We start from the raw sequence: 15,791 nt of genomic DNA on the forward strand, positions 1-15,791 counted from the left end.
CCGGCCTGACTGTGGCCCCCACGCTCCCTCACTTCGAGTGTCGCTGCCCCCCGAGGGGGCCGCAGGCCGCCTTGGGGCGGCCCGGCGCCGGCCTGATCAGCGCTGCGGCAGGTACATCGTGCCCTCGACCTCGACCAGCACCTCGTCCCCGGGCAGGAAGCGCGACACCTCGACCACGGTGCTGACCGGCGGCTGGCCCGGGTAGAACAGGCCGCGCACGCGGTTGTAGGGCGCGTAGTCGGGCAGGCGGCGGAAGTACTGCACCAGTTTCACCACGTCGTCCATCGTGCCGCCGTGCTCGGCCGCGATCTGGCGGATGCGCTCGAGCACGAACCAGCTCTGCGCCACGATCGCCGCCTCGAAGACGTCGACCGACATCTGGCCGGTGGCGTAGCCCAGCGTGCGCAGGGCCGCGCGCGCTTCGTCGGGGATGTCCTCGTAGCTCGCCACCGCGCGGCGGGTTGCCGGATCGACCGCGACCACCCCGCTCATGAAGACGAAATCGCCGACGCGCCTGGCGGCGGCGTAGTTGGCCATTGGCTTGCCCATGCTCATTGCGTGTTCTCCAGGGTCCGGCCGGCCCGGATAACGGTGCGGCGTCGGCCGCGCGGGTCCAGCAGTTCGTATTCGTCGGTCGCGGCCAGCAGCACCAGGTCGGCCGGACAGCCCGGGGCGATGCGTCCGTCCCAGGCCAGTCCCAGCGCCCGGGCCGGGCTCACGGTGATGGCGTCGAGCCAGTCGGCGGCCGGCGCCAGGTGCGCCATCTGCACGCCGAGGCCGAAGGTCTCGAGCAGGTCGTAGCCGCCGTAGGGATAGAAGGCGTCCTGGACGTTGTCGGTGGCAAGGCTCGGGCGCAGTCCGTGCGCCGCGGCCTCGCGCAGCCGCGTGATGCCGCGCTGCACCGGCGTGCGGTCCCAGGCGCCCTGCAGGTAGAGATTGGTGCTGGGCAGCGCGATCAGGTGGATGCCGGCCTGCGCGCACAGCGCCAGCGTGTCGCCGGCGGCGGCATCGTCCTGCACCGACAGCGAACAGGCATGGCCGCAGCTGACGCGGCCCCGCAGGCCGCGCGCGATCGTGAGCTGGGCGATCGTGCGCAGCCCGGCGGCGTCGGCGTCGAGCCCTTCGTCGACGTGGAAGTCCAGCGCCAGCCCGTGTTCCTGCGCCAGGTCGAAGACCCGGCCGAGCTTGTGCACGATGCCGTCGTTGCGGTAGACGAAGGCGCCGAGCACCCCGCCCGCACGCCGCACCGCCCGTGCGATGCGTTCGCCGGCATCGCCCTCGGCGAACAGGTCGAGCGGCGTCAGCGCCACGAACTGCAGTTCGACGCGGCCGCGCCATTCGTCGCGCAGTGCCTCGAACACCGCGAGCGAGGTCGGCGCGTCGGCGCCGCCCCAGTCGAGATGGGTGCGCAGCGCACGCGTGCCGGCGAGCCAGGCTTCGTTCAGCGCCCGCTGCATGCGCCTGCGCAGCGACTCCGCGGTCCAGCCCGCGCGATGCGCCGCCATGCGCTCGATCGCCGCGAACAGGTTGCCCTCGGCCGCGCCGGCCTCGCGCACGGTGTAGTTCTTGTCGATGTGGGCATGGGCGTCGACCATCGCGCCGAGCAGGGTGCCGCGCGCCGGTTGAAGGCTGGTGGCGACGGCCTCGACCCGGTCGCCGGCCAGCGTGACGTCGAAGACCTCGGCCTGGCCCGCCGCGAAGCCCCGCAGCCGCGGCGGGATGCGGACGGCTTCCAGCCTCATGCGCGCGAAGTGCGTGGCAAGGCGCGCAGCCAGCCGAGCCCGGCGGAGGTGCCATTGGCGACCGCACCGCGCTGCGGCCGGTATTCGCAGCCGACCCAGCCCTGCCAGCCGCACTGCGCCGACACCTCGTCGATCACGTCGAACAGGTAGGGATGGTTGAGCTCGCCGATGTCGGGCTCGTGGCGCTCCGGCACGCCGGCGATCTGGAAGTGGCCGACGCGGCCGGTCGGCAGGTACTTGCGGATCTTCATGGCCACGTCGCCCTCGACGATCTGGCAATGGTAGAGGTCCATCTGCACCTGCACGTTGAGCGCACCGACGGCCTCGACGATCTCGTGCGCATGGTCCTGCCGGTTCAGGAAGAAGCGCGGGATGTCGCGCGTGTTGATCGGCTCGATCAGCAGGTCGCGGCCGGCCTTCGCCGCTTCGACCGCGGCCCAGCGCAGGTTCTCGAGATAGGTCGGCTGCACGGTCTCGCGCTCGACGCCTTCGGGCACCAGGCCGGCCATGACATGGATGCGCGGGCAGTCGAGCGCCGCCGCGTAGTCGATCGCATGGAGGATGCCCTCGCGGAACTCCGCCTCGCGTCCGGGCAGGCAGGCCAGGCCGCGCTCGCCGCGCTCCCAGTCGCCGGGCGGACCGTTGAAGAGCACCTGCCTCAGTCCGTTGGCCGACAAGCGCGACGCGAGTTCGCGCTGCGCGTAGGCATAGGGGAACAGGTACTCGACGGCGCCGAAGCCGTCCTTGGATGCGGCCTCGAAGCGGTCGAGGAAATCGAGCTCCGGATAGAGCATGGACAGGTTGGCGGCGAAGCGGGGCATGGTTCGATGATAGGGAGGATCAGGCGGGCTCGGTGCGGCCGGGCAGCGCGATGCCCGGGAAGATCTTGATCACCGCGCTGTCGTCCTCCTTCGCGAAGCCGGCCGTCGATGCCTGCATGAACATCTGATGCGCGGTCGACGCCAATGGCAGCGGAAACTTGCTGGCCCGCGCGGTGTCCAGCACCAGCCCGAGGTCCTTGACGAAGATGTCGACCGCCGACAGCGGCGTGTAGTCGCCGGCCAGCACGTGGGCCATGCGGTTCTCGAACATCCAGCTGTTGCCGGCGCTGTGGGTGATGACCTCGTACAGCGCCTCGGCCGCCACGCCCTCGCGCAGGCCCAGCGCCATCGCCTCGGCCGCCGCCGCGATGTGCACCCCGGCCAGCAGCTGGTTGATGATCTTGACCTTGCTGCCGGCGCCCGCGCGGTCGCCGAGCCGGTAGACCTTGCCCGCCATGGCGTCGAGCACCGGATCGGCGCGCGCGTAGGCCTCGGGCCGGGCCGAGCTCATCATGGTCATCTGGCCGCTCGCGGCCTTGGCCGCGCCGCCCGAGATCGGCGCGTCGATGTAGAGGATGCCCAGTGCGCCCAGGCGCTCCTCGAGCGCGATCGACCAGTTCGGGTCGACCGTCGAGCACATCACGAACACGCTGCCGGGCTTCATCGAGGCGGCGGCGCCGCCCTCGCCGAACAGCACGTCCTCGGTCTGCGCGGCATTGACCACGACCGAGATCACGACCTCGCAGCGGTGCGCGACCTGCGCCGGCGTGGCCCAGGCGACGCCGCCCGCTTCGGCGAAGCGAACCGCGGCGCCGGGGCGCGCGTCGCAGACGTGCATCTCGTAGCCGCGATCCCGCAGCGTGGCCGCAATGCCCGCGCCCATGGCGCCCAGGCCGATCAGTCCTGCTTTGTTCATGAGGTGTCCTGGAAGGGTTCGCGCTTCGCGCGCGCCCATCATAGGGCCCTCAGCGCGATCCGAGCGCGTGACGTGCGGCGCGCGCGATGCTCTGCGCATCGACCCCGAAGAACTGCCGCAAGGCGGCGCGGGTGTCGCTGCGGCCGAAGCCGTCGGTGCCGAGCGTGAGGAAGCGCCGCCCCTCGGGCAGGAAAGCGCGGACGCTTTCGGGCACGCTGCGCACGTAGTCGGTCGCGGCGATGACCGGGCCGCTGCCGCCCGCCAGCTGCCGCGCAATGAACGGCGTGCCCGGCTCGGCCTCGCCCGCCAGGGACCGCGCCTCGCAGGCACGGCCGTCGCGGGCCAGTTCGCTCCAGCTGGTGACACTGAAGACTTCGGCCGTGATGCCCTCGGCCGCGAGCTGCTGCGCGGCCTTGACGACCTCGGTCAGGATTGCGCCCGAGCCGAGCAGGCTGACCTGCGCCTTCGCACCGGCCGGCTGCGCGCCGGGCCAGCCGTCGAAGCGATAGCAGCCGCGCAGCACGTCGGCCTCCACGCCCGCCGGCAGGTCGGGCTGCGCGTAGTTCTCGTTCATCAGCGTGACGTAATAGAAGACGTCCTTCTGCTCGACCATCATCTCGCGGATGCCGGCATCGACGATCACCGCCATCTCGCCCGCGAAGGCCGGGTCGTAGGCCTTGCAGTTCGGGATGGTGGCGGCGATCAGGTGGCTCGATCCGTCCTGGTGCTGCAGCCCTTCGCCGCCCAAGGTGGTGCGCCCCGAGGTGGCGCCGAGCAGGAAGCCGCGCGCCCGCTGGTCGGCGGCGGCCCAGATCTGGTCGCCGACGCGCTGGAAGCCGAACATCGAGTAGTAGATATAGAAAGGCAGCATCGCCAGCCCGTGCACGCTGTAGCTGGTGGCGGCGGCCGTCCAGCTGGCGATGGCGCCGGCCTCGCTGATGCCTTCCTCGAGGATCTGGCCGTCGGTCGCCTCGCGGTACGAGAGCACCGAGCCGATGTCTTCCGGCGCGTAGCGCTGGCCCACGCTCGAATAGATGCCGACCTGCTTGAACAGGTTGGCCATGCCGAAGGTGCGCGCCTCGTCGGCCACGATCGGCACCACGCGCGGGCCCAACGCCGGGTCCTTCATGAGGTTGCCGAGCATGCGCACGAAGGCCATCGTGGTGCTCATCTCCTTGCCGGCGGCGGCGACCGCGAACTGCGCATAGGCCGTGATGTCGGGCTTGGCCACGACCTCGCAGCCGGTCACGCGGCGCGGCATGCTGCCGCCGAGCGCGGCGCGCCTGGCCTGCAGGTAGCGCATCTCGGCGCTGTCGTCCGCCGGCTTGTAAAAGGCCGCCGTGGTGGCCTGCGCGTCGGACAGCGGCAGCCTGAAGCGGTCGCGGAAGGCGATCAGGTCGGTGTCGTCGAATTTCTTCTGCGAGTGCGTGGTCATCTTGCCCTGCCCCGCGCTGCCCATGCCGTAGCCCTTCTTGGTATGGGCCAGGATCACGGTCGGCCGACCGCGGTGCGCCACCGCCGCGGCATAGGCGGCATGGATCTTCACGAGGTCGTGGCCGCCGCGCTTGAGCCCGTCGATCTGCTCGTCGGTCATGCCCTGGGCGAGCCGCGCGAGTTCCTCGTTCTGGCCGAAGAAGGTGTCGCGGTTGTAGCGGCCGTCCTTGGCCGCGAAGGTCTGCATCTGGCCGTCGACCGTGTTCGCGAACGCACGCACCAAGGCACCGGTGAGGTCGCGCGCGAACAGGCCGTCCCAGTCGCTGCCCCAGACCAGCTTGATGACGTTCCAGCCGGCGCCGGCGAACAGCTTCTCGAGCTCGTCGATGATGCGGCCGTTGCCGCGCACCGGGCCGTCGAGGCGCTGCAGGTTGCAGTTGACGACCCAGACCAGGTTGTCGAGCTTCTCGCGCGCCGCCAGGGTCAGCGCGCTCATCGATTCCGGCTCGTCCATCTCGCCGTCGCCGAACACGCCCCACACACGTCGCTTGTCGACGTGTACGCCGTTCTCGTTGCGGCCTTCGCAGTCGAGCAGACCGCGGTGCGTGAGGTAGCGCATGAAGCGCGCGTGGTAGATCGAGCTGATCGGCCCGATGCCCATCGAGCCGGTCGGGAACTGCCAGAAGTCCGGCATCAGGTACGGATGCGGATAGCTGCTCAGCCCGCGTGCGCCCTTGCCTTCGGTAAAGGCCGGCGCCCTGAGCTCCTGCCGGTAGTGGGTCAAGTCGTCTTCACCGAGCCGGCCTTCGAGGAAGGCGCGCGCATACACGCCCGGTGCGCTGTGCGGCTGGAAGAACACCAGGTCGCCAAGGTGTTGCCCCCCACGCTCCCCCACTTCGTGCGGGTCGCTGCCCCCCCTCGGGGGGCGCTCGCCGCTTGGGGCGGCCCGGCGCGGCTCGGCGTCCATGCGGGCACGGAAGAAATGATTGAAGCCGGTCTCGAACAGGTCGGCCGCGCTGGCGTAGCTGGCGATGTGGCCGCCGAGCTCGCCGTAGGCCTGGTTGGCGCGCACCACCATCGCCAGCGCGTTCCAGCGCATCAGCGAGGCCAGGCGCTCCTCCATCGCGAGGTCGCCGGGGAAGGCCGGCTGGGCATCGACGGCGATGGTGTTGACGTAGGGCGTCGACAGGTCCGGCTCCCAGCCGATGCGCTGCGCCCGCGCCAGCCGCGCGAGTTCGTCGAGCATCCAGCGCGCCCGCCCGGGCCCATGCGCCTCGGCCAGCGCGACGAAGGCGGCGCGCCATTCGGCGGTTTCGACGGGGTCGGGATCGTGCAGGGGCATGTCGATCTGGGCGCGCAAGTGGTCGGAAGGGAGCGGGGCGTTCATAGGCCGCAATTTAGGCCGGGCCGGGTGAAATGGGGTGCTGTTTCCATATCTTCACAAAAGGATTCGCCGCATAGAATTCCGCATTTTTGTCATTCGACGGCATTTCATGCAACTCGACGCGATCGACCTGCGCATCCTCGACGAGCTCCAGCGCGACGGCGCCTTGTCCAATGTCGAACTGGCGCGCCGCATCCACCTGTCGCCCTCGCCGTGCCTTGCGCGGGTCAAGGCGCTCGAGGCGGGCGGCGTCATCCGGCGCTACGTGGCGCTGGTCGACGCCGGCGCGCTGGGCCTCGGTCTCAATGTCTTCATCTCGATCAGCCTGAAGACACAAAGCAAGCAGTCGCTGGCCGACTTCGAGCAGCGCATCGCGGAGCATGACGAGGTGATGGAGTGCTACCTCATGACCGGCGACAGCGACTACCTGATCCGCGTCGCCGTGGCCGATATCGCCGCGCTGGAGAAGTTCATCCTCGAGCAGCTGGCGCCGATCGCCGGCATCGAGAAGATCCGTTCGAGCTTCGCGCTCAAGCAGGTGCGCTACAAGACCGCGTTGCCGCTGCCGTCATGTTGCTCCCCCCCAGGTTGAGCTCACTTCGTGTAGCTCGCCCGCCCCCTGCCGGGGGCAACACCACCGGCCTGGCGAAGCCAGTTCCGCGGTGATTCACCAACGGGCCTGGCTACGCCGGCCACAGATCCAGCGCCCGATTTCGGCGGCTGTGCGCAGCACAGCCCGCTTGTTGGTGGGCAGCCGTGGAACCGGCTTCGCCGGGCCACTGGCTGCGCCCCCGGTAGGGGGTGGGCGCCCGGACACGCAGTGCCGGGCAACCTGGGGGCGAGCCTTATTTCGGCCAGAGGGCCCACAAGCGCAGGGGCTGGTTCACGCGCGCGGCGACGCGGCCGGCATCGGCACCGGTGCCGGCGAAGTAGTCGGCCCGCACCGCGCCGACGATGGCGCTGCCGGTGTCCTGCGCGACCACCAGCTTGGCCATCGGTACCGCCGGTCCCGGCGAGGCGAGCCAGACGGGCGTGCCGTACGGAATGCTGTCGCGGTCGACCGCGATCGACCGGCCGGCCGTCAGCGGCACGCCCTGCGCACCCACCGGCCCCGAAGCGGCATCCACCTCACTCAGCGGCTCCTCGCGGAAGAACACGTAGCGCGGATTGCTCCACAGCAGCTGCGACAGGCGCTGGGGGTTCTGCGCCACCCACTGCTTGGTGTCGTCCGGCCACAGGCTGACCTTGGTCGCGCCCTGGCTCACCAGCCATTGCTGCACGCTGCGGTAGGGCTGCTCGTTGGTGGCCGCGAAGGCCACGCGCACCATGCGCTGCGAGCCGTCGGCCTCGGTGACGCGCAGCCGCCCCGAGCCCTGGATGTGCAGCATCAGCACGTCGATCGGATCGGCCAGCCAGGCGATCTCGCGGCCGCGCAGCGCAGCCTGGGCCTGCGGCAGCGTGTCGATCTCCTGGCGCGTGTACCAGGGCCGCTTGGCGACCAGTCCGGCGGGCATCTGGTAGAGCGGCACCGTGTGGGTCGCGGTCGGGCGGCGCGAGGCGTCGAAGACCGGCTCGTAGTAGCTGGTGAGCTTGCCATCGCTCGGACCCGCCAGCGGCTCGATGCGAAACGGCTGCAGCCGCTGCTGCATCCACTCGCGCTGCTGGTCCGGCTCGGCCAGCGCAAGCTGGCGGACCTCGCGGCACAGCGGCGCCATGGCGGCGTTCGGCCGCGCGCAGTTGGAGACCATCGCCACCCAGCCTTCGTGCAGCGCATCCTCGTTGAAGCCGGGCAATTCGGACCACGGCACCGCCGTCCAGCGGCTCTTGGGATGGGCGAGCGATCCGGTCAGGGGTCCGAGATCACGGGGTGCGGCCGGAGTCCCGCTCGGCGTTGCCGCCGGAAAGTCGGGCTGTCGTGTGCTGAAACTGCAGCCGGCGAGCGTTGCTACGATCGCAAGTCCCACCAGCCACCGGAGTCCTTTGTTCATGGGTCTGATTTTGCTTGAAGCCCTCGGGGCCGGAATCCTGCTGGTGCTGATCGTCTGGTGGACCATGTTCTCGGGCCGCAAGGGCGGCGAGCTGGACGACACGCAGGACAGCGACGCCCCCTCGAAACGCGATTGACCCGCCGTAGTCCGAGGCCGCTTCGGGATGTCGGCCAGCGCACCACAAGCTATCAAAAATATAGCGCCAGAGCAAGGCGCAGCAAGCGTTTGCAGTGCCCGATGCTTCAACTGCGTGACACGGCGGCACGGCAGGGGCAGCTTCTCGACCCATCGCGCTCGGGATAATGGTCCTTCATCGCTTTGCACCTCGAAAAGGATCGACATGAAAAAATTCGTACTCGCCACCTGCGCCGCGGCACTCGTTCTCGCGGGCTGCGCCGGCACCGGTACCGGGACCGGCATGACCGAAACGCAGCGCAACACCGGCATCGGGGCCGGCGTGGGCGCGCTCGCCGGCGCGGCGATCGGGTCGGCCACCGGCGGCAACCGCAGCGCCATCGGCACCGGCGCCGCGGTCGGCGCACTGGCCGGTGCGGCCGGTGGCTACCTGTGGTCGCAGCGCATGGAAAACCAGAAACGCCAGATGGAAGCCGCCACCCAGGGCACCGGCGTGGCCGTGACCCAGACCGCCAACAACGAGCTCAAGCTGGCGATCCCGAGCGACATCTCCTTCGATGTCGGCCGCTCGGCGATCAAGCCCAATTTCTCGCCGGTGCTCGACCAGTTCGCGAGCGGCCTGCGCAACAACCCGAACGCCGAGGTGCGCATCATCGGCCACACCGACAGCACCGGCACCGACGCGATCAACAACCCGCTGTCGATCGCGCGTGCCGCCAGCACCCGCGACTACCTGGTGGCGCGCGGCGTGCCGGCCGCATCGATCCGCACCGAAGGCCGCGGCGCGCGCGAGTCGATCGCCGACAACGGCACCGATGCCGGCCGGGCGCAGAACCGCCGCGTCGAGATCTACGTGGGCGAAAAGCCGCAGGGCTGACGACAGGGATCAGGCCGGCGCCGGGCCGCCCCAAGGCGGCCTGCGGCCCCCTCGGGGGCAGCGAATACACGAAGTGATGGAGCGTGGGGGCCAGGCCGGCGCCGGGCCGCCCCAAGGCGGCCTGCGGCCCCCTCGGGGGGCAGCGAATACACGAAGTGATGGAGCGTGGGGGCTCTATACACCGCGCAGCAGGTTGGCCAGTTCGACGGCCGACTTCACTTCCATCTTCTCGAACACCCGCGCGCGATGGACCTCCACCGTGCGCACGCTGATCGCCAGCTGATCGGCGATCAGCTTGTTCGGCAGCCCCTCGACCACGCAGCGCATCACGTCGCGCTCGCGCTCGGTCAGCTCGTCGATGCGGCGCTTGAGCAGCTGGCGCGTGCGCCGGGCCTCGATGGCGCGCAGCGACGCGCCGAGCGCATGCTCGATGCGGTCGACCAGGGCGTTGTCCGAGAAGGGCTTCTCGCAGAAATCGAAGGCGCCGCGCTTGACCGCATCGACCGCGGTCGGCACATCGGCATGGCCGGTGAGGAAGATCACCGGCAGCGTGTCGAGCAGGCCGCGTTCGGCCAGCCGGTCGAACAGCACCAGACCGCTGGTGCCAGGCATGCGGACGTCGAGCAGCAGGCAATGCGGATGGTCCGTCAGCGGCTGCTCGGCCAGGCGAGCCTCGAAGGCTTCGGCGCTGGCGAAATGCTCGCTCACCAGCCGGCGCGATCGCAGCAGCCAGGCCAGCGCCTCGCGCACGCTGGCGTCGTCGTCGACGATGAAGATCAGTGAATCGATCAAGGGTTGCATGAGGTGAGTGAATGTCAGGGAGCGGTCGCCAGCGTGAAACGGAAGATGGTGCCGCGCGGCCGATGCGGCTCGTGCATCAGCACGCCGCCGTGCTGCTCGACCACCGTGCGGCACAGGCTCAGGCCGAGGCCCATGCCGTCGGGCCTTGTCGTGAAGAAGGGCGTGAAGAGGCGCGACGCCACCTCGTCGCTGATGCCGCAGCCGAGATCGGCGACCGAGAACTCGAGCCAGCGGCGCGCATCCGGACCCGGGCTGCCGCTGGCGCGCACCACCCGCAGCCGCAGCACGCGTTCGTTCAGGTCGGGCATGTCCATCGCCTGCATGCCGTTGCGCGCCAGGTTCAGCAGCACCTGCTCGACCAGCGTGCGGTCGCAGACCACCGCCGGCAGGTGATCCTCGAGCGCGAGCTCGACGCGCACGCCCAGCTTGCGGGCCTGCAGCCGCACCAGCGGCAGCACCGCGTCGACCAGCGCCTGGGGCGTCACCGACTCGCGCGTCCGGTCGCGCCGGCGCACGAAGTCGTGCACGCTGCGGATCACCTGGCCGGCGCGATCGGCCTGCTCGGCGATGCGGCGCACCGCCATCGCGACTTCCTGGTGTTCGCCGGCGCGCGGCAGGCCCTCGGCGTTCAGCAGGTTGAGCGAGCCGCTGGCATAGCTGGCGATCGCCGCCAGCGGCTGCGTCAACTCATGGCTCAGCAGCGAGGCCATCTCGCCGACGGTGGCCAGCCGGGCGCTGGCCTGCAGCCGCTCCTGGCTGGCGCGCGACAGCTCCTCGATGCGGCGCTGCTCGCTGATGTCGATGAAGGCGCTCATCCAGCCGGTCTGGGAACCTTGCGCGTTGATCAACGGCGCCTCGAAGATCAGCACCGGGAAACGGCTGCCGTCCTTGCGCATGAAGACCGACTCGAAACCTTCGCGCGGCGGCGTCGCGCCCGCCAGGCGCACCGCCTGCCGGCGCTGGTACTCGTGCGCCAGCTCGGTCGGCCAGTAGGGAGCCTCGACGTCGCTGTGCATCAGCTCCTCGGCGCTGAAGCCCACCATCTCGCAGAAGGCCGGATTGACATAGGTGATCCGGCCCTTCAGGTCGCGTGCGCGCAGGCCCGTGATCACCGAGTCCTCCATCGCCTTGCGGAAGGCCAGCGCATCGGCCAGATCGCGCTCGGCCCGCAGCCGCCGCCGCGTATCGCGGGCCAGCAGCACCAGCACCGACACCAGCGCGATCGAGATGCCCGTGACCAGCGCGGTCAGCATGTTGGGGAACAGGTCGGGCACGGCGCGCCAGCCATCGATGCGCAGCATCAGCGTGACGCCCGGCAGGTCGATCAGCTGCTGCGCGGTGAAGACCCGTGTGCCGATGCGCCGCGGCGCGCCGATCGCCACCAGCCGGGTGCCGTCGGCCTCGGTGAAGGCGACCTCCTGGCCGCGGCTCAGCATCGGCGCCAGCAGTTCGGTCAGCGTGTCGCGCAGCGAGTAGGCGGCCACCAGGTAGCCGCCGCCCTCGATCGGCACGCACAGTTCGAGCACCTCGAGGCCGCTGCCCTGCACCGCGGGCACATAGTGGCTCGGCGAATAGGCCGGCGAGCCCAGCTTGCGCGCGGTCGCGCAGGCCAGCTCGACGTCGATCTGGTCGGGGCCCCGTTCGTTGTCGCCGAACACCCGCCGACGGTAGGGCGAATCGACCGCGCCGAGCGGTCGCAGCGCCGGGTCGCGCCACTCGAGGCGCAGCCATTCGCGATGGTCCCGCAACAGGGTCGCGGCGCGGTTCTCCCACTGCGCGCGGTCGATGCCGCCGGCCAGCGAGGCACGCAAGGTCTGCACGTTGCGCTGCAGGCCGTCGCGCAGGTCCGACACCGCATCGGCCGCGTCGCGCTCGAGCACGGACTGGGTCTGCTCGACCTCGTGCCGCCCGGCCAGCCAGACGACCGTGACCAACAGCGCCAGCACCAGCACGGCCAGCAGCACCCAGAGGAACCAGCGGCGCCAGACCGAACGCAGGAAGCGCAGCCGCGCGAAGGCCGGGCGCAGGACGCGGGCAACGGGGAGCGCAGGCGTGGACACCGGTTTCAGATCACGCTGTGGGACAGAGCAGGCAGTTGGGCGCGCGCGGCTTCGAGCCGGGCGGCATCGATGTCGAACAACACCACGGCCTCGCCCTCGGCATGCTGGGCCGCGACCGAGCCCCAGGGGTCGACCACCATCGACTGGCCCCAGGTCTGGCGCCCGTTCTCGTGGGTGCCGCCTTGCGCCGGCGCGACCACCCAGGCCAGGTTCTCGATCGCCCGCGCGCGCAGCAGCACCTCCCAATGGGCGGCGCCGGTGGTGCGCGTGAAGGCACTGGGCACCAGCAGCAGCTCGGCGCCCAGGCGGGACAGTGCACGGTAAAGCTCCGGAAAGCGCAGGTCGTAGCAGACGCTCATGCCGATGCGCCAGGCATGGCCGTCGCGCGAGGGCAGGTCGAAGCAGACGGGTTGCGTGCCCGGCGCGATCACGCGGCGCTCGTCGTAGCGCTCGCGGCCGTTGTCGAAGTAGAACAAGTGGATCTTGTCGTAGCGCGCGACACAGGCGCCATCGGGCCCGTAGACCAGCGAGCTGTTGAAGACATGCTGGTCGTCGTCGGTCTCGATCGGCAGTGTGCCGCCGACGATCCAGAGTCCGAACTCGCGCGCCGCATCGGCCAGGAAGCTCTGCACCGTGCCGGCGCCGGCGGTCTCGCGCATTGCCAGCTTGTCGGTGTCGCGCCGGCCCATCATGCAGAAGTATTCGGGCAGCACCGCGAGTTCGGCGCCCGCGGCCGCGGCCTCGGCCAGCAGGTCGTGGGCGCGTGCCAGATTGGCCTCGCGGGCGATGGCCGACACCATCTGGATGGCTGCAACTTTCATGGCGGCGTCTCCTTCCTGCTTGTTCTATCGAGGGACCGACGACGTGGCCGGCGCGCCCAGGGCTTCGGGGGGCGAGCGCCGCGGCACGCGGGTGATCTTGGGGTCGGCCCAGGTGCCGTCGATCTGGAACTCCTGCGTGGCGGCGGCGATCAGCGGCCGGCTGAGCACCATCTGTGCCAGGAAGGTCCCGAGCCCGATCGCCGGATTGATCGCGGTCGCCACCAGGGCGGCCGTGCCGGCGCTGATCTCCGGCACCACCACCACGCGCAGGCTCTGGGTCTCGCGCGCGATGTCGGCCGAGCCGTCCATCAGCACGGCGGCGTTGACGCCCTTCATCTGCAGGTTGTTGGTGGTGGCCACGCCGTTGACGATCTTGGCATCGCCGCGCAGGAAGTCGAAGGCGAAGCCGGCGCTGAAGATGTCGCGGAAGTCGAGCGTGAGGCGCCGCGGCAGGGCCTGCAGGCTCAGCACGCCGAGCAGCTTGGCGATGCCCGGGTCGGCCTTCAGGAACTGCCCCGATTCGACGTCGATCTGCAGTTTGCCGCCCAGGCTGGGGTAGTCGATCGAGAACGGCGAGCCGGTCCAGTTCATCTCGCCCTCGAGCCGGCCGCGGCCGCGCAGCACCACGTCCTTCATGCCGAAGCGGTTCAGCAGGGCGCCGGCATCCGCGATCTCGAGCTTGAAATCCATGCCGGTGCGGCGCTGTTCGCGTCCGCCGCCGGGCGGCGCCGCCCAGCTGCCCTGGGCATTGAAGGTCGCATCCGGATTGCCGAGGGTCAGCTTGTTGAGCCGCCATTCGCGCCCGACCCCGCCGCGATTCACGGCGTCGATCTCGGCCCGGCCGAGCCGCCGGCCCAGCAGCTCGAAGTCGTCGACCACGATGTCGAGTGCCGGCAGGGTGCTCGGCTGCTCGTCCAGCAGGGACTCGACCGCGGTCGCTTCGCTGCGGGCGATCTTGAGACGGGCCAGGCGCGCGTAGAGGCGCCCGGCCTGCGCATGGCGGTATTCGGCATAGCCGCTCAACTCCGCGGCGTCGACGTTGGCGCGCCAGAGCTGGCCGTCGCGCGTGCCGCCGAGCACCACGTCGTGCAGCGTGCGGCCGCCGAACACGAGCTCCTGCGCGCGCAACGCGATGACCGTCGGCAGGTAGGCCAGCGCGTCGTCGCCGCTCTCGACGTTGGCCACCGCTTCGGGCGCCTTGCCGGTGGCGGCGCTGAACAGCGACTGCCAGGCGCCCAGGTCGAGCCGCGCGAAGCGCATGTTGGCGAACACGCCGCGCTCCTGCAGCGGCGCGGCCTCGCCGGACTCCAGCCCGACGCCGATGGCGCCGCGCAGCACCCGTGCCTCGCGGCCCGAGATGTCGCGCACGAAGCTGGCCGTCCCGACCTTGCCGAGTTCGAGCGAGATCTGGTCGTGGACCAGCGGCGCGGCGCCGGCACCGCGGGCTTCGCGCAGCACCACCTTCTTCTCGACCCGCAGCGGCATCGGATCCTCGGCCGCCTTGGCCATCGGGGCCGGCAACTGCAGCCCCAGGCCCTGCAGGCTGCTGGTGAGCAGGAATTCGGGGACGCCTTCGCGCACCGAGAAGCTGGCCGCGTAGGGCGTGCTGCCGGTCGCGTTCTTCGCCAGCCGGGCCAGCCAGTCGACCTCGCGCGCCGCGCGCAGGCCATCGGCGCTCGCGGTGCCCTGGACCCGGATGTCCAGCGCCTGCTTGCCGTTGAAGCGGCCGCTGCCGTCGATGCGCATCGCCCCGCCGAGCCCGCGGGCCTGCACGCCGGCCAGTGCGAACCCGTTCTCGGTGAAAGTCAAGGTGCCGCGCGCCTGGCTCAGGGCCGGCGCGGCGGCCGCCAGCTGCAGATCGTTGTCGGCCAGCACGATGCTGGCCTGCACCTTGGTCTTGTCCATCGCCTCCAGAGGCAGTTCGAGGCGCAGCTTGTAGTCGGCATTGCCGGTCGCGCGCATCTCCGCCAGCGTGCCGCCGACCTCGCCGGCCAGCGGCCCGCCGACGCGCAGCAGTTCGCCAAGCGGGCCCTTGGCCTGCGCATCGACCTTGAGCAGCGCCGCATGGTGCGACATGTCGGCAATCTGCGCCTCGGCCCGGGTGACTTCGATCCCCTGGGCGCCGGCGATCCGGCCGCGGGCATTGCGCACCAGCATGCCGGCGCGCTCGAACACCAGTTCACCCGACAACCCCGTGAGCGCCGGCCAGTCGGTGGTCGAGCCCGGGGTCGGCGGCACATAGGCATAGCTGACGTCGGCGACCTTCGCGGCGATGCGGAAATCGCCCTGCTTCGGGTCCATGAAAGGCATGTCCCAGAGGTCGCCCCGGACCTTGAAGTCGACCGAGCTGGCAGTGCCCTTGGTGACCGCGTCGCGCACGTAGTCGCGCGTGGGCTTGGGGATGTGGAGCGGCAGGTAGCGCCAGACGCGGGTGCCGTCGGCACGCGTCAGCCGGCCCTGCAGGTCGAGGATGCCGGGATGGCGCTCGGCGCCGCGCGAGACCGCGGGGTCGCTGGTGCGCCAGCTGGCCTGGGCCTCGCCCTCGGCATCGGCGTTCGCGAAGCGCAGGTTCGAGACCTGCACTTGCATCGCACCGCGATCGAGCTTCCATTGCAGCTGCGTCGACAGCCGCTCGATCGGCACCACCGGCTCCTCGAACACGCCGGGCAGGTCGAGCGCGCCGTTGGCGATCGACAGGGTGGCACTGCCGCCGGCCTGGCTGGCATCGAAGTCGACCGTGGCGCCGCGCACGCCGGGCCTTCCGGCCGGCTCGCGCGGCGGCGGCGGCGCGGTCGCACCCGCAGGCACCGGC

13 protein-coding genes are annotated in these 15,791 nt (G+C 70.7%); 3 read left to right on the forward strand and 10 right to left on the reverse strand.

Going from position 1 to position 15,791, the window contains the following annotated elements; translation table 11 throughout:
- Nucleotides 1–96 precede the first annotated feature (96 nt).
- From AC1DYD_RS16700 to aceE, 5 genes are read right to left on the reverse strand one after another with little or no spacing between them, the layout of a single operon-like run.
- The gene (locus AC1DYD_RS16700; protein ID WP_478173866.1) at nt 97–555 is read right to left on the reverse strand and encodes a RidA family protein; all 459 of its coding nucleotides are present in this window, start codon (nt 553–555) and stop codon (nt 97–99) included.
- Nucleotides 552–1,742 carry an amidohydrolase family protein gene (locus tag AC1DYD_RS16705; protein WP_478173867.1) on the reverse strand — a complete coding sequence of 397 codons (1,191 nt, stop codon included), beginning with the start codon at nt 1,740–1,742 and terminating at the stop codon, nt 552–554. Before AC1DYD_RS16705 ends, AC1DYD_RS16700 begins: the two co-directional genes overlap by 4 nt.
- A complete protein-coding gene (gene otnI / locus AC1DYD_RS16710; protein ID WP_478173868.1) occupies nt 1,739–2,563 on the reverse strand; it encodes a 2-oxo-tetronate isomerase in 825 nt (274 codons plus the stop codon). Before otnI ends, AC1DYD_RS16705 begins: the two co-directional genes overlap by 4 nt.
- Nucleotides 2,564–2,582: 19 nt before the next feature.
- Nucleotides 2,583–3,479, reverse strand: coding sequence for an L-threonate dehydrogenase (gene ltnD / locus AC1DYD_RS16715; RefSeq protein WP_478173869.1), 897 nt, complete (start codon nt 3,477–3,479; stop codon nt 2,583–2,585).
- Between the two features lie 49 nt (nt 3,480–3,528).
- Complete coding sequence (aceE, locus tag AC1DYD_RS16720) at nt 3,529–6,300, reverse strand: pyruvate dehydrogenase (acetyl-transferring), homodimeric type (protein WP_478173870.1); 2,772 nt, start codon at nt 6,298–6,300, stop codon at nt 3,529–3,531.
- Nucleotides 6,301–6,406: 106 nt separating this feature from the next.
- Between aceE and AC1DYD_RS16725 the strand changes: the two genes are divergently transcribed.
- Nucleotides 6,407–6,889, forward strand: a complete 483-nt coding sequence (locus tag AC1DYD_RS16725; protein WP_478173871.1) for an Lrp/AsnC family transcriptional regulator — start codon at nt 6,407–6,409, stop codon at nt 6,887–6,889.
- A gap of 253 nt (nt 6,890–7,142) precedes the next feature.
- Here the strand turns inward: AC1DYD_RS16725 and mltA are convergent, their stop codons facing one another.
- Entirely contained in the window at nt 7,143–8,285 is a 1,143-nt protein-coding gene (gene mltA, locus AC1DYD_RS16730) for a murein transglycosylase A (RefSeq protein ID WP_478173872.1), read from the reverse strand.
- On the opposite strand from mltA, the gene AC1DYD_RS16735 reads away from it, so the two are divergent.
- Complete coding sequence (locus AC1DYD_RS16735; protein ID WP_478173873.1) at nt 8,284–8,421, forward strand: hypothetical protein; 138 nt, start codon at nt 8,284–8,286, stop codon at nt 8,419–8,421. The genes mltA and AC1DYD_RS16735 overlap by 2 nt on opposite strands.
- Before the next feature lie 204 nt (nt 8,422–8,625).
- A complete protein-coding gene (locus AC1DYD_RS16740) occupies nt 8,626–9,297 on the forward strand; it encodes a YiaD family glycine zipper/OmpA-like lipoprotein (RefSeq protein ID WP_478173874.1) in 672 nt (223 codons plus the stop codon).
- A gap of 174 nt (nt 9,298–9,471) precedes the next feature.
- Here AC1DYD_RS16740 and AC1DYD_RS16745 read toward each other — a convergent pair whose 3' ends face one another.
- The 4 genes from AC1DYD_RS16745 to AC1DYD_RS16760 all read right to left on the reverse strand — a co-directional run.
- Nucleotides 9,472–10,098: a response regulator transcription factor gene (locus AC1DYD_RS16745; RefSeq protein ID WP_478173875.1), complete on the reverse strand. Its 627-nt coding sequence runs from the start codon at nt 10,096–10,098 to the stop codon at nt 9,472–9,474.
- Nucleotides 10,099–10,112: 14 nt separating this feature from the next.
- Nucleotides 10,113–12,158: a two-component system sensor histidine kinase NtrB gene (locus tag AC1DYD_RS16750; RefSeq protein ID WP_478173876.1), complete on the reverse strand. Its 2,046-nt coding sequence runs from the start codon at nt 12,156–12,158 to the stop codon at nt 10,113–10,115.
- A gap of 5 nt (nt 12,159–12,163) precedes the next feature.
- Nucleotides 12,164–12,979 (reverse strand): carbon-nitrogen hydrolase family protein, encoded by an 816-nt coding sequence (locus tag AC1DYD_RS16755; protein ID WP_478173877.1) that lies wholly within the window; start codon nt 12,977–12,979, stop codon nt 12,164–12,166.
- 24 nt (nt 12,980–13,003) lie between these two features.
- The coding region (locus AC1DYD_RS16760; RefSeq protein ID WP_478173878.1) for a YhdP family protein at nt 13,004–15,791 on the reverse strand (2,788 nt) is incomplete at its 5' end.

The sequence above is a fragment of the Variovorax sp. P4_B11 genome, from assembly GCF_056402355.1.

Excerpts from the sequence above, each read along its gene's own strand:
- AC1DYD_RS16740 (WP_478173874.1), top strand. The coding sequence starts at position 8,626 with ATGAAAAAATTCGTACTCGCCACCTGCGCCGCGGCACTCGTTCTCGCG.
- AC1DYD_RS16725 (WP_478173871.1), top strand. The coding sequence starts at position 6,407 with ATGCAACTCGACGCGATCGACCTGCGCATCCTCGACGAGCTCCAGCGC.
- AC1DYD_RS16755 (WP_478173877.1), bottom strand. The coding sequence starts at position 12,979 with ATGAAAGTTGCAGCCATCCAGATGGTGTCGGCCATCGCCCGCGAGGCC.
- AC1DYD_RS16705 (WP_478173867.1), bottom strand. The coding sequence starts at position 1,742 with ATGAGGCTGGAAGCCGTCCGCATCCCGCCGCGGCTGCGGGGCTTCGCG.
- ltnD (WP_478173869.1), bottom strand. The coding sequence starts at position 3,479 with ATGAACAAAGCAGGACTGATCGGCCTGGGCGCCATGGGCGCGGGCATT.
- AC1DYD_RS16700 (WP_478173866.1), bottom strand. The coding sequence starts at position 555 with ATGAGCATGGGCAAGCCAATGGCCAACTACGCCGCCGCCAGGCGCGTC.
- AC1DYD_RS16735 (WP_478173873.1), top strand. The coding sequence starts at position 8,284 with ATGGGTCTGATTTTGCTTGAAGCCCTCGGGGCCGGAATCCTGCTGGTG.
- mltA (WP_478173872.1), bottom strand. The coding sequence starts at position 8,285 with ATGAACAAAGGACTCCGGTGGCTGGTGGGACTTGCGATCGTAGCAACG.
- otnI (WP_478173868.1), bottom strand. The coding sequence starts at position 2,563 with ATGCCCCGCTTCGCCGCCAACCTGTCCATGCTCTATCCGGAGCTCGAT.
- AC1DYD_RS16745 (WP_478173875.1), bottom strand. The coding sequence starts at position 10,098 with ATGCAACCCTTGATCGATTCACTGATCTTCATCGTCGACGACGACGCC.
- aceE (WP_478173870.1), bottom strand. The coding sequence starts at position 6,300 with ATGAACGCCCCGCTCCCTTCCGACCACTTGCGCGCCCAGATCGACATG.